12 protein-coding genes, 2 pseudogenes and 1 riboswitch are annotated in these 13,582 nt (G+C 42.6%); of the genes and pseudogenes, 5 read left to right on the forward strand and 9 right to left on the reverse strand.

Translation table 11 applies throughout. From position 1 onward, the window contains the following. Nucleotide 1 precedes the first annotated feature (1 nt). Complete coding sequence (locus ACSLGF_RS13210; RefSeq protein ID WP_456006129.1) at nt 2–1,081, reverse strand: tetraprenyl-beta-curcumene synthase family protein; 1,080 nt, start codon at nt 1,079–1,081, stop codon at nt 2–4. A 29-nt stretch (nt 1,082–1,110) separates the two neighbouring features. Beyond that, the gene (locus ACSLGF_RS13215; RefSeq protein ID WP_456006131.1) at nt 1,111–1,890 is read right to left on the reverse strand and encodes an alpha/beta hydrolase; all 780 of its coding nucleotides are present in this window, start codon (nt 1,888–1,890) and stop codon (nt 1,111–1,113) included. Between the two features lie 45 nt (nt 1,891–1,935). Here ACSLGF_RS13215 and ACSLGF_RS13220 point away from each other — a divergent pair, with 45 nt between their 5' ends. Then, a complete protein-coding gene (locus ACSLGF_RS13220; RefSeq protein WP_456006133.1) occupies nt 1,936–2,451 on the forward strand; it encodes a gamma carbonic anhydrase in 516 nt (171 codons plus the stop codon). A gap of 142 nt (nt 2,452–2,593) precedes the next feature. Here ACSLGF_RS13220 and asnB read toward each other — a convergent pair whose 3' ends face one another. Together asnB and metK are read right to left on the reverse strand one after the other, a co-directional pair. Next, nucleotides 2,594–4,492, reverse strand: coding sequence for an asparagine synthase (glutamine-hydrolyzing) (asnB, locus tag ACSLGF_RS13225; RefSeq protein ID WP_456006136.1), 1,899 nt, complete (start codon nt 4,490–4,492; stop codon nt 2,594–2,596). Between the two features lie 147 nt (nt 4,493–4,639). Continuing rightward, nucleotides 4,640–5,842, reverse strand: a complete 1,203-nt coding sequence (gene metK, locus ACSLGF_RS13230; RefSeq protein ID WP_456006139.1) for a methionine adenosyltransferase — start codon at nt 5,840–5,842, stop codon at nt 4,640–4,642. Nucleotides 5,843–6,034: 192 nt separating this feature from the next. Continuing rightward, nucleotides 6,035–6,169, reverse strand: a riboswitch (SAM riboswitch). A 227-nt stretch (nt 6,170–6,396) separates the two neighbouring features. Between metK and pckA the strand changes: the two genes are divergently transcribed. Further along, entirely contained in the window at nt 6,397–7,983 is a 1,587-nt protein-coding gene (gene pckA, locus ACSLGF_RS13235) for a phosphoenolpyruvate carboxykinase (ATP) (protein WP_230031091.1), read from the forward strand. 37 nt (nt 7,984–8,020) lie between these two features. Here pckA and ACSLGF_RS13240 read toward each other — a convergent pair whose 3' ends face one another. From ACSLGF_RS13240 to ACSLGF_RS13260, 5 genes and pseudogenes are all read right to left on the reverse strand, one after another. After that, on the reverse strand, nt 8,021–8,263 hold the full coding sequence (locus ACSLGF_RS13240) for a DUF2584 domain-containing protein (RefSeq protein WP_456006142.1): 243 nt from the start codon (nt 8,261–8,263) through the stop codon (nt 8,021–8,023). Between the two features lie 40 nt (nt 8,264–8,303). Then, complete coding sequence (locus ACSLGF_RS13245; protein ID WP_456006144.1) at nt 8,304–9,098, reverse strand: alpha/beta hydrolase family protein; 795 nt, start codon at nt 9,096–9,098, stop codon at nt 8,304–8,306. A gap of 26 nt (nt 9,099–9,124) precedes the next feature. Then, entirely contained in the window at nt 9,125–9,742 is a 618-nt protein-coding gene (locus ACSLGF_RS13250; protein WP_456006147.1) for a phytoene desaturase family protein, read from the reverse strand. After that, nucleotides 9,732–10,125, reverse strand: a pseudogene (locus ACSLGF_RS13255) (glycerol acyltransferase); the annotation flags it as partial. The gene ACSLGF_RS13250 and the pseudogene ACSLGF_RS13255, both read right to left, overlap by 11 nt. Then, a pseudogene (locus ACSLGF_RS13260) lies at nt 10,124–10,710 on the reverse strand (carotenoid biosynthesis protein); the annotation flags it as partial. The pseudogenes ACSLGF_RS13260 and ACSLGF_RS13255, both read right to left, overlap by 2 nt. Before the next feature lie 174 nt (nt 10,711–10,884). Between ACSLGF_RS13260 and ACSLGF_RS13265 the strand changes: the two are divergent. Genes ACSLGF_RS13265 through ACSLGF_RS13275 form a run of 3 tightly spaced genes read left to right on the forward strand, consistent with a single transcriptional unit; the run spans nt 10,885 to nt 13,453 of the window. After that, a complete protein-coding gene (locus ACSLGF_RS13265; protein WP_456006149.1) occupies nt 10,885–11,886 on the forward strand; it encodes an ABC transporter substrate-binding protein in 1,002 nt (333 codons plus the stop codon). A gap of 15 nt (nt 11,887–11,901) precedes the next feature. Then, nucleotides 11,902–12,672 (forward strand): ABC transporter ATP-binding protein, encoded by a 771-nt coding sequence (locus ACSLGF_RS13270; protein WP_456006152.1) that lies wholly within the window; start codon nt 11,902–11,904, stop codon nt 12,670–12,672. A gap of 34 nt (nt 12,673–12,706) precedes the next feature. After that, entirely contained in the window at nt 12,707–13,453 is a 747-nt protein-coding gene (locus tag ACSLGF_RS13275; protein WP_456006154.1) for an ABC transporter permease, read from the forward strand. Nucleotides 13,454–13,582 lie beyond the last annotated feature (129 nt).

A 13,582-nucleotide genomic window follows, 5' to 3' on the forward strand; every position in this document is an offset into this window, starting at 1 on the left:
TTTAAGAAGATTTCATCCAAGGCATTTTCTGATAGGTCCGATAGGCTCTTCCATTGATATAGAAAAAGAACGAGGTTTTCCCGCTTGATTTGATCAGCCGTTTTGCCAGCTTGTTCATCTCTTTTTGGGCTGTCACTTTTTCATCGGACAAATAGACCGCCAGTAACCCTCTGTTAATCAGCTTGTGAAAATTTTCGTGTGGAATGCCTTTCAGCTGCTCATCCGCTTTTTCGATAAAATGCTGAAGTCTGTCCATCATCTCATGATGAGAGTCATAGTATGAGCAAAAATTCAGATCGCCCCCAAGCCGGTCCTCTTCTTGATCAATTAAGTAATCCAGTAAAATGTGCAGACCTTGAATATAAGGGAAATAGCTTTCGTAAATTTGCTTCGCCTGCTTTTCTGTAAAATCAGGCTGAAGTGCATACGCCACAAGACAAAAAATGCCTAACGTTGATCCTGCACATGCTGAAAACTCATACCATTCCATCTTCGGCAAATCCTTTTCATATTGGCGAAACCATGACTCTAATCGAGGCACACGTTCATGAGGAACCACGTGCTTATGTACTTGTAAATCACTATAATAATCACACAGCGTGTGTAAATACGGCTGAATGATCGGATAATGCTCTAGGCGTGACAGCACGTCTTGACATGTGCGGACAAGCTCATGTAAATACCCATGATCCTCTTGATCATCACGGAATTGATAATATGGCTTAAGCTCAGCTTGAATATTAAGCGCATCTCTCATCGCTTGATGCAGCATATGAAAATCTTTTGGATCAAGCGACGTGCTGCGGTCACATAGGTTATCTAAGTAATCACTGATGGTTTGATACGCCACAATGAATTCAATACACGTTTCTTTCGCTTCACCTGCTAAAAGAGATAAAATTCCTCCGCCTTCACAGTGAAAGGTTTTACTGGATATGCTCGCTAGTGCTTGCGTTCTCAGTTCTTCATTTTCAATCATTTCCGCATGAGCCCGCCACTTTTTTAGCTCCTGATGAACAAGCGGAAAAATATCTTTATATACCTTCGTCATCAGTGCAAAAGGACGCTCTGGTACTGACAAATCAATCCACCCCCAACTTAAACTCACAGTCAAATATACTGATCTGTAAAGGCTCTTGCCGCCTTAAACACATCTTCTCTTTCCGGTTCATTAAAAATTTCGTGATACAGCTCTTCCCATTCACGGTATGATTTATTGTATGATTCAATGCCATTGAACCATTTGATCACTCTCGTTTTATCTACGAACTTGTCATCGCCCGCCTGCATTAAGAGGAGCGGAATCGACCGAAAGACATTCGTTGGCTGCATCGCCGCATCGATATTTTTGATCAGCTCTCGATACCAGCGAACCGACACCTTTGTCACATAAAGTGAATCATTTGAATCTGCCTCAATAACGGCCTGATTCCGTGTGGCAAGTTCAATAGACAGCCCGGACTCTACTTTAAAAGACGGGGCCAGCACATTTAGACCTTTTGACGCAAAATCCATCAGCTTCTTCGGTTTAAATTGCAGACCTAAACAAGGTGATGATAAAATAAGGCCATCAATCTTCGTATGGGTATACTGCTTGACCCACTCAATTGAAATGAGTCCACCCATGCTGTGCCCAAGTAAAAATGTAGGAAGCCTGAATGACTTCGCATGTTCGATCCATTCATCAACTGTATCAATGTATTCTTGAAAAGAGCGGATGTGGCCGCGCGCACGTGTTGATGTCCCTTGCCCAGGCAGGTCACCCATGATGACGTGATAGCCTGCAGTTCGCCACATTTCGATCAGCCATTTATATCGGCCATGATATTCACTAGCACCATGTACAATCACAATTGTACCAACTGGTCTTTCAGCATGCCAAGTCCACAAAGTAAACACCTCACAAATGTTGTATTAAGAAAGGAAGTCGAAAAAGTGATTTATCCATATCATCAGTTTACACCTGAGATTCATGAATCGGTCTTTGTTGCAGATAACGCCACCATTACTGGCGATGTCATGATTGGAGAATATTCGAGCGTTTGGTTCCAAACCGTCATCAGAGGCGATGTCGCTCCAGTGAGAATTGGAAAAAACGTCAACATTCAAGACTTATCCTGTCTGCATCAAAGTCCTGGAAAAACACTTCTTATTGAAGATGGTGCTACCATTGGACACCAAGTCACATTACATAGCTCAATCATTCGAAAAAATGCCCTCATTGGCATGGGGTCCATCATTCTCGATGGTGCGGAAATTGGCGAAGGTGCCTTTATCGGTGCAGGAAGTCTTGTCCCTCAAGGAAAGGTCATCCCAAAAGGATCACTCGCTTTTGGCCGTCCAGCCAAAGTGATTCGACTGTTAACAGATGAAGATATCCAAGACATGGACCGGATCCGCAGAGAATATGTAGAAAAAGGACAATACTATCGTTCCCTTTTATCCCGTTAACATCATACGTGTATCTTCACTTTATCATGTTTTTTTCAGGATATTAAGCAATAACTATGAACCGCTTGTTATTTTACCCTTTTCCACTACTTTCTATCATGACAAAAAAGGTTTTCAGCACAAAGCTGAAAACCTTTTTTCATTAACTAAAGATGACTTCTTTTGGTTGGTGATTCAACTGCTCTGGATCAATACTGCGCTCCACATAAATGCTGTGCCAGATCATAAAGATCAGGACTGTCCAAATCTTACGGCTATGATCTGCTTTGCCAGCACAATGTTCATTTAATAAATCAAGAACATATTGCTTGTTAATGTATTCATCTGTTTGACTGTTTTTAATGATATCTTTCGCCCAAGCGTTCATCTCATTTTTCAGCCAATGACGAATTGGAACAGGGAAACCTAGCTTCTTGCGATTTAACACGTGGTCTGGCACAATGCCTTCTGCTGCTTTACGCAATAAGTATTTCGTTGTGCCGTCTTTTGTTTTCAGCTCTTCTGGAATTTTAGAAGCCGCTTCAAATACGACCTTGTCAAGGAATGGAACACGAAGCTCAAGAGAGTTCGCCATTGTCATCTTATCTGCTTTAAGCAAGATGTCTCCGCGCATCCACGTATGAATATCAACATATTGCATTTTGTTAATATCACTGTAGCCTGCACTTTCCTCGAAGTATGTTTTCGTCACGTCACGATATGTGATGTTCGGATCATACTGCTTTAAGAGGTTTTTCTTCACTGGCTCTTCAAAGATTTTCGCATTGCCGATATAGCGTTCCTCTAACGGCGTACAGCCGCGAACGATAAAGCTTTTCCCTTTCATTCCTTCTGGCATTAAACGTGCCAGACGAAGAAGAAGCTTTTTCAGCATAGAGGGAACAGATTCAAATGGCTTTAGAGAAAGAGGTTCGCGGTAAATATTATATCCACCGAACAGCTCGTCCGCTCCCTCACCAGAAAGAACAACTGTGACTTGTTTCTTCGCTTCTTTTGCGACGAAATAAAGTGGAATCGCCGCCGGATCAGCTAAAGGATCATCTAAATGCCAAACAATCTTCGGAAGCTCGTTCATATATTCCTCAGGGGAAATGACGGCATTAAAGTTTTGTAAGCCTAGCTTATCAGCTGTTTCCTTTGCCACATCCACTTCACTAAAACCATCCTGCTCGAAGCCAACAGAGAACGTCTTCAGCTCAGGGTGAAATTCCTTTGCAACAGACACGATGAAAGAAGAATCAATACCGCCAGAAAGGAATGAACCAACAGGTACATCACTTCTCATGTGCACTTTCACAGAATCATAGATTGCATCGCGCACTTCTTCTATTAATTTCTGTTCTTGAGTTTGTTCAGGCTTGAATTGAACCTTCCAGTAAGTCTTAAATTCCATCTCCTTGCCCGGGCGAAGTGTAAACTGATGACCCGGCTCCACCTTGTGCACCTTTTGATCAAGTGTATTTGGCTCAGGAACGAATTGGAAAGACATGTATTGCTGCAGAGAGGTCTCATCAAATAAAATGTTCTCATTTACAGCCATTAAACTTTTGCGTTCAGAAGCAAAGTACACTTGCTCTTCCATTTGTGTAAAATAAAGCGGTTTGATGCCAAAAGGATCTCTTGCGCCATATAATAACTGCGCTTCTTTATCCCAAATTAAAAAGGCAAACATGCCGCGAAGCTTAGAAGCAGCTTCTTCTTTATAGTGACGATATGTGGCAAGAAGTACTTCTGTATCAGAGTCTGTGCTGAACGTATAGCCCTTTTTCACAAGCTCTTCCTTCAGCTCCACATAGTTATAAATTTCTCCGTTGAAAATAATCCAATATTTCTCATCTTCATAAGAAAGCGGCTGCTTTCCATGTTCAACATCTATAATACTTAAACGTCTAAATCCAAATCCTACATGCTCATCATGGAAGTACCCCTCATCATCCGGACCACGATGAACGATGAGACGATTCATTTGTTTAATTAACTCTTCCTGCTCAGTAGTTTCGGACAATGGACGGTGATTAAACACACCAACAAACCCACACATATTATTGCCTCCACGTTATGTTATTTCTAAAAGTAGACCTATAATTAGACAGTATTTTGTCCGATTTCGTTTCACATTTTTACGCTTTTTGTAGAATTTTTTTTAATCAAAAGGAAAACCGCTTAAAATAAGCGGTTTTATATGTTGTTATTGTCCTAATGCTTCCTTGCGAAGCGTGTCGGCTTTATCCGTTTTTTCCCATGGGAGATCTAAGTCGTGACGGCCAAAATGTCCGTATGCAGCTGTTTGTTTATAGATCGGACGACGCAGATCGAGCATTTGAATAATGCCAGCCGGACGTAGATCAAAGTTCGCACGAACCACTTCAATTAATTTTTCTTCAGAAGCTTTTCCTGTTCCGAATGTATCAATTGAAATCGATACAGGCTGTGCAACACCAATTGCATAAGCAAGTTGCACTTCACAAGAATCTGCAAGGCCAGCTGCTACGATGTTTTTCGCTACGTAACGAGCAGCATATGCCGCAGAACGGTCAACCTTTGTTGCGTCCTTACCAGAGAAAGCACCGCCGCCATGACGAGCGTAGCCGCCATACGTATCAACGATGATTTTACGTCCAGTTAAACCAGCATCCCCTTGAGGTCCACCGATGACAAAACGGCCTGTTGGATTAATAAAGTATTTTGTCTCTTCATCAATCAGTTCACTTGGAACCACAGGGTGGATGACATGCTCTTTTAAGTCGCTTTGAATTTGTTCAAGCGTCACTTCTGGTGCATGCTGCGTGGAAATAACCACTGTGTCAATACGAACTGGTTTGTTTTGTTCATCATATTCAACTGTTACTTGTGTTTTTCCGTCTGGGCGAAGGTATGCAAGTGTTTGATCCTTGCGTACTTCTGTTAAACGACGAGATAATTTATGCGCTAGTGAAATCGGCAGCGGCATCAGCTCTTCTGTTTCGTTGTTTGCAAAACCAAACATAAGCCCTTGGTCACCTGCACCGATGGCATCAATTTCTTCTTCAGTCATTGTTCCTTCACGTGCTTCAAGCGCTTTGTCTACACCTTGCGCAATATCAGCAGACTGTTCATCAATTGATGTAAGCACCGCACATGTTTCCGCATCAAAACCATATTTCGCACGTGTGTAGCCAATTTCCTTAATCGTGTCACGTACCGTCTTTGGAATATCGACATAAGTAGACGTTGTAATCTCACCGCTTACTAATACGAGACCGGTTGTTACAGAGGTCTCACAGGCAACACGTGCATTTGGATCTTTCTTTAAAATTTCATCCAAAATGCTGTCTGAAATTTGATCACAGATTTTATCCGGATGTCCTTCTGTCACTGATTCTGAAGTAAATAAACGACGATTTTGACTCATAATGGCTATTTCCTCCTGTACAAGGCCACATCATCCCAAGATGAGGCCTCCGATATGATACGGAACTCGTTCCCTCTTATATGAATCGTTTATATTAGAGATGTTATTGGCAATTTGTTCATATGATATCTCAAAAATAAAAAAACCATTTCCTTCATTGCGAGGAAAGGGTCTGAGATCGCATGCCTTTCACTCTTATCGCTCAAGGTGTTCTTGTACCTTGCATCAGGTTAGCACCTTGGTTTCTCAGCATGTTCATGCCTTTTTCATAAGAAACCGGTTGCTGGGCTTCATCGGGCCTGTCCCTCCACCAACTCGGGATAAGAGTATCCGTTCAATAAGATATCTTATCTTAAACCCTTGCGTCATGTCAATGCTTCATAGGAATTATCTCTCCTCTTTTTTCACCTCACAATTAGCATCACCAAAAAGCATATTTTCATAGCAGAAATGAAAAAACACACACAAAAATATTTAAATAGTATAGACTATTATTATCAATGTGTTATACTAATCGAAACAAACAAATTCAACGGTAAAGGAAGGGTTTTTTTATGAACTCAGTGGATTTAAAAGAAGATTTGCAGTCATTGCTCTCATTAGAAAATACGCACCAAAATTTATCTGTTCCGAAACTTGTTGAAAAGATTTTGGCACGTAATGAAGGCGTTTTAACATCAACAGGAGCTGTCCGCGCCACAACTGGTGCTTACACTGGACGTTCGCCTAAAGATAAATTTATCGTCAAAGAAGAAAGCTCTGAGCATAAAATCGATTGGGGTCATGTAAACCAGCCGATCTCTAAAGACGCATTTGATCGTTTATATACAAAGGTTGTCTCATACTTAAAAGAACGTGATGAACTATTTGTCTTTGAAGGGTTTGCCGGCGCTGACGAAAGATACCGTATGCCGATTACAGTTGTAAACGAATTTGCATGGCACAATCTCTTTGCAAAGCAGCTATTCATCAGACCTGACGGGTCAACGCCATCATCTAACGAAAAACCTTTCACCATCTTATCTGCACCTCACTTTAAAGCGGATCCTGAAACAGATGGAACAAACTCTGAAACGTTCATTATCGTTTCTTTTGAAAAACGGACGATTCTCATTGGTGGAACAGAATATGCAGGAGAGATGAAGAAATCGATTTTCTCTGTCATGAACTACCTGCTGCCTGAGCAAGATATTTTATCGATGCACTGCTCAGCAAACGTTGGTCAAGAAGGCGATGTCGCATTATTCTTCGGCCTTTCAGGGACTGGGAAAACGACGCTTTCTGCAAGCGCAAGCCGCAAGCTGATCGGAGACGATGAACACGGATGGTCTGGCACAGGTGTCTTCAATATCGAGGGCGGATGCTATGCGAAATGTGTGAACTTAAGTGAAGAAAAAGAACCACAAATCTACAAAGCCATCAGCTTTGGATCAGTGCTAGAAAATGTTGTGCTTGATGAAGAAACTCGTGAAGCGGATTATGATGATACATTCTTTACTGAAAATACACGGGCTGCTTACCCAATCGAAATGATTGATAACATCGTGAAACCAAGTATCGCAGGTCATCCATCTGCCATTGTCTTCTTAACAGCTGATGCATTTGGCGTTTTACCTCCAATCAGCCGTTTAACAAAAGAACAGGCGATGTACCATTTCTTGAGCGGTTACACAAGTAAATTAGCAGGAACTGAGCGCGGTGTAACGTCACCAGAAACAACATTCTCTACTTGCTTCGGTTCACCATTCTTGCCACTTCCAGCTCACGTCTATGCTGAAATGCTTGGCAAAAAAATTGATGAGCACGGCGCAAAAGTATTCCTTGTGAATACAGGCTGGACTGGCGGCGGCTATGGTACGGGCAAACGAATGAATCTTGCTCATACAAGAGCGATGGTGCAAGCAGCGATCGAAGGTGACCTTGACAATGCCGAAATGATCACTGACGACATCTTTGGATTACACATTCCACTTCATATTCCAGGTGTACCAGATGAAGTACTTCAACCTGCTAAAACGTGGGAAGACCAAAATGCTTATCAAGAAAAAGCACACTTCCTTGCCAATGAATTTAAAAAGAACTTCAAAAAATTCAGCCATGCGGCAAGTGACATTGAAGCAAAAGGCGGACCACTCGTATAAAAAGACGAAAGCTGAGGGAATATACCCCTCAGCTTTTTTAGTTTGTTGAATGCAATGACACAAGGCGGTAAGTCACCTTTGTGACATTGTCTGTCAGTTCCAGCTTTTCAACATGTGCTGTCCCTGTTTTTTCTCCATCTTTTGTTTTGCGCACCTCAAGCGGAATATTTAATGGATAAATGCGGTACCCTTTCTTCATGAGTTCAAACACATTTTCTTCAATTCTTGTCTCATTTCCTTTTGTGACAATCATTGTATTAAATTCAACAGGCATTCCCATAATGAAAATCCCCCTTACTTTCTATATTTCTTTCTACCGTTTATTTTACCACATTTCCGCTTTTTCGGCTGTGCATCCATGTCGTCAGCCTTCTGACAATCTCTCGATTATGCTGAGGCGGGAAATAATGATTGTAGCCGTGAAAATACCATGTTTCCACAGACTTCCCGTGCTTGCGAAGCGCTTCTTCTAATAAATACGCATGCTCAATGGATACATTCTGATCCTGCTCTCCATGGATGATTAAAACAGGCGCTTCCATTTGATCTACAACATTCAATGGCGTTCTGTCCTCGTATGCCTCAGGTACCTTGTGCGGCGGACCGCCTATCACGCGCTTCATCATTCTTCTCATATCGACACGCTCTTCATAGGTGAGCTTCATATCACTTACACCTCCCCATGTCACAAAGGAAGCAGCCTCCTGTTTCATTTCAACAGCAGTCCAAATGCCCATAATACCACCGCGCGAAAAACCAAAGATATGAATACGATCCTGCTTTACCTTTTTGTGATGCTTCAACAGCTGAAATGCAGCGAATGCATCTTTCCGATCCTCTCCGGCAAAATCCTCGTTTCCTTCGCCTCCTTGATTCCCTCGGTAAAAGGGAGCAAAGACAACAAAGCCTTGTGCTGCAAATTGCACGATTAGTCCAGGCCTCACCATCCCCACATTTTTAATGCCGCCTCGTAAATACAAAAAGCCATCATAGAGACCTTCTCCGATCGGTTCAGCGAGCAGCCCCTTTATCCGAAGTCCATCTGCCTCATAGGTCACTGTATATAAATGAATATGCGGATGGGGCGACGGGAATCTTCTTTTTTCCACAATCACTTGATTTCTCTCCTTTTCATCCGGTATTACGTCAATTGCTTGATGATCGCTTCTGCAACAAGCTGGCCTGATTTTGTCACCATCGGGGTGCCGCCGCCCGGTTGACTTGTCCCTCCAACAAACCAAAGCCCTTCAATGTCCTTTGACTGATTATTGATACGGAAGAACGCCTGCTTGAACGAGTTTGAAGACATGCCGTAAATGGCTCCATGATGTGCCCCCGTTTTCTGCTGCAAATCAAGCGGGGTTTGAACCGCTTCATATTCGACAAGCTGATCAATATCAAAGAGACCCTTTTCCTTTAATTTTGTTTTGATATGCTGACGATACGTCTCCTTTAGCATGTCCCAATTTTGCTCTTTTGTCACATAAGGTGCATTGGCCAAGACAAAAAGGTTGCTTCTTCCCGGCCCTCCACTTAATTCTGGCTCTGAATGGCCCGAATAGCATATGTAAAGTGTCGGCTCCTGAGGTAATTGCTTTTTCTGAAAAATATCCTTAAATTCTTGTTCATAATTCTCAGGGAAAAATACATTGTGATGGGACAGCTGTTTATAGGCTTTAGGTATTCCTAATAAGAGAACAAAACCAGATAACGATGGTTCAATGTTTGACAGCTTTTGATTTAAAAAGCTAGAACGCATCGCTTGTTGACTGACTTGTCCTTGTCATCTGTCTAAATTCTTCGTTTGTTGAAAAATCAGGATCAGCGATGACCTGCGCTTGATGTGCGTTTAACTGCGTTTCAAGCAGGTCTCCCGAGCATGCGTGTCACTTCCTTGCTTGGAAATGAGCCTCCAGATACTAAGGCATCTTCTCCGAACACAACAGATACCGTCGGCTTTTGAAATTGATTAAATGTATATTGCAAGGTCACAGGCTTGATCACGACCTGCTCAAATTGCCTCACTAAAAAAGAAGCCCCGCCTTCCAGTTCAAGCGGCTGCGTATCCTGATGCATGATTTTCCCCTGCGGAAAAAGCCATACAGCTCCGCCAGCCTTCATGTTCTCTTTTGCCGTCATGATAAATACAACTCGTCCAGCGCAGTGCCTTTTGATCAATCGAGACAAGCGGGAAAAGAAATGAGAGTGCTGCTCCAATCATACCCCAGCTCACAAAATTCTCAAAAGGAATACCAAAAAAACCACCGCCGTCATACCACACCCAAAACTTCCGCGCCGCTACTGGATCTAATATGAGGTCAAGCAGCACAATCCATATCCCCGTTTCGATAGCTCGTTTCCACTTCGACTGTTGACTTGATAAAAAAAGACTATTTAAAAACACGCCAACCCATGCAAAAGCAATCGTTAAAGGCACTCCCGCCACAAGAAAACCCAACGTCGGATAATACTCATAGGCCCCGAATGGAAACCCGGTTGTGATTCCTACCCATTCAACCGTAAACGTAAGAACGCCCACAACGGCTGCTCTTTTGATCACAAAGCTCCATGAGCCATAAATATTTCGGCCAATCTCTATGACGCAGCAGGCGTACAGCACAAAAAAATCCCATTTGCAAACTGAAGCCATGCCGGCACTTCAAAAAAGACCATTAATATGAGTCCTACCAAATACCACCCAACAAATACACAACTCACTCTATACACGAAACCGCCCCTTTATTTCTGCCAAATTCAAGAAAGCATTCATGCTTCCAGTATAGAAAAAAAAGACACGTTCTATAAATAAACAATGCGCTTCTTATTTCATCTAGGCACTCACCAAAAATCCCTTTTGACATACTTTAATTAGTGATCTAGAACAAAGGAGGCGAATTACTCTTGAATCGTTCCATCAAAGTCAGACTGGCATTCATATTCGTTGTCCTGCTCTTTATTCCATTTGTCGCCTGTAAAAAAGAACAAGAGCAGACCGTACAAGTAGCCGAGGTCACCCATTCGGTTTTTTATGCTCCGCTTTATGTCGCCTTATCAGAGGAATTCTTCAAAGAAGAAGGCTTAGAGGTTGAATTAAAAACCACTTGGGGCGGCGATAAAACGATGACAGCTCTTTTATCCGGCGGTGCCGATATCGCCCTGACCGGATCTGAATCCTCTATCTATGTGGAGGCACAAGACACAAAAGACTCTGTCATGAACTTTGCACAGCTGACACAAACAGACGGCACATTTCTTGTTTCAAGGGAGAAAGTAAACCAATTCTCTTGGGATCAATTGAAAGGAAAAGACTTTCTTGGACAGCGCAAAGGCGGCATGCCGCAAATGGTCGGTGAATACGTCCTGAAAAAGGAAGGCATTGATTTAAAAAGGGATCTTCGGATGATTCAAAATATTGATTTTGCCAACATTTCAGGTGCTTTCTCCTCTGGAACTGGCGATTTTGTGCAGTTATTCGAACCGACAGCTTCCTTAATTGAAAAAGAAGGCAAAGGGTACATTACCGCCTCCTTTGGAGAGGCTTCTGGCAAGGTGCCTTATACCACCTTCATGGCAAAGAAGAGTTACTTAAAGGAAAACAAAGAGACGGCCGAAGCCTTTACTCGTGCTATTTATAAAGCGCAAAAATGGGTAGAAGCCAAGCACCCAGAGGAGATTGCAAAAACGATCCAATCTCATTTTCCTGATACGGACCTTGATGTCTTATCAACTGCGATCAAACGCTACAAGCAGCAGCACTCATATGCAACAGATCCCCTTCTGAATGAAGAGGAATGGAACAAGTTACAGGACATCATGAAGGCGAGCGGTGAATTGCCGGAATTTATCCCGTACAAACAGCTTGTCGATTCATCCATTGCAAAGAAGGTCACAGATCACAAATAGAATAGGAGGTAGCACATGTCTTTCCTTCAAATTGACGATGTGACCCACACGTACTTCTCTTTAAAAGAAAAAACAACGGCCATACAGCATATCAATATGGAGATTGACCAAGGTGAATTCATCTCATTTATTGGTCCCAGTGGCTGCGGGAAAACAACCCTGCTGTCCATCATCGCAGGAATTACGCCGCCCTCTGAAGGTCGAATTTTAATCGAAGGAAAAGAACCGAATCAAAAGGAGCATCAAATCGGCTACATGCTCCAGCAAGATTATTTGTTCCCTTGGAAAACCATCAAGGAAAATGTCATTCTCGGGTTGAAAATTGCCAAACAGGATTCACACGAGGCCACCTCAGCTGCTCTTGGCTTACTGCCAAAGCTCGGGCTTGATGATGTGGAGGAAAAATATCCGAAGGAGCTGTCAGGCGGAATGAGGCAGCGCGCAGCACTCGCCCGAACGCTTGCAGTTGATCCCAGCCTGCTTTTACTAGATGAGCCATTTTCCGCTCTAGACTACCAAACCAAACTGACATTAGAAGATCTCGTCTTTCACACATTAAAAAACTATCAAAAAACAGCGGTCCTTGTGACACATGACATCGGCGAAGCCATTGCGATGAGTGATCGTATTTTCTTATTCTCAAAGCATCCCGGCTCGATCCAGCATATCTTTACCGTTCCTGATGAACTGAGGACTCTCTCTCCTTTTGAAGCAAGACAGACACCAAGTTTCCAAGAGCTCTTTCAAACGATTTGGAAGGAGCTGAAAACAGTTGAAACACAGTGACCTTTTACATGAAGCCTATCGAAAAAAGGTTCGAATGGAAAAACGCATCACACGTGTCTATCAGCTCATCATTTTCGCCAGTTTCTTTTCTCTTTGGGAGCTTGCCAGTCACTTTAGGCTCATAGATCCGCTGATTTTCAGTTCACCATCTGCGGTCTGCCAATTGTTTGTGCAAAAAATATCAGATGGTTCTTTAATGAATCATATGAGTATTACGTTGTTTGAAACGATGCTCGGATTTCTACTTGGTACCTTTTGCGGCATTTTGCTCGCCGCCGCCTTATGGTGGTCCACTCGTCTGGCGAACGTTCTTGATCCATATTTAGTCATTTTAAATGCCATGCCGAAAGTCGCTCTTGCCCCGATTTTAATTGTTGCACTTGGACCTGGCTTGATCAGCATTGTCGCCATGGGCGCGATCATTAGTGTGATCATTACAACGATTGTCATTTACACAGCCTTTCAAGAGGTCGATGAGAACTATTTGAAAGTAATGAAAACCTTTGGTGCGAAAAAAAGCGTTGTCTTTCGTGAGGTCATGTTGCCAGCAAGTATTCCAACGATGATCTCTGCCATCAAGGTCAATGTTGGTCTTTCTTGGGTTGGGGTCATTGTAGGGGAATTCCTTGTTTCCTCCAAAGGGCTCGGCTACATGATCATTTATGGCTTTCAAGTCTTCAACTTTACACTCGTGTTTTTAAGTCTTTTCATTATCGCCGTGTTTGCTACCATCATGTATCAGCTCGTTGAGTGGCTCGAACGCCGTTTTCTTCAAAAATAAAAAAAGCACAGGGACTGTGGGACTGACCCCATAAGATGAGACAAATAAAAAACACCTTCAAGTTTGAAAACGGATCGTTGTTATCCGAAATAAGACGTGGAGGTGTTTTTTCTATGGGGACAAGAGTGA

The sequence above is a fragment of the Bacillus sp. A015 genome (assembly GCF_053851875.1).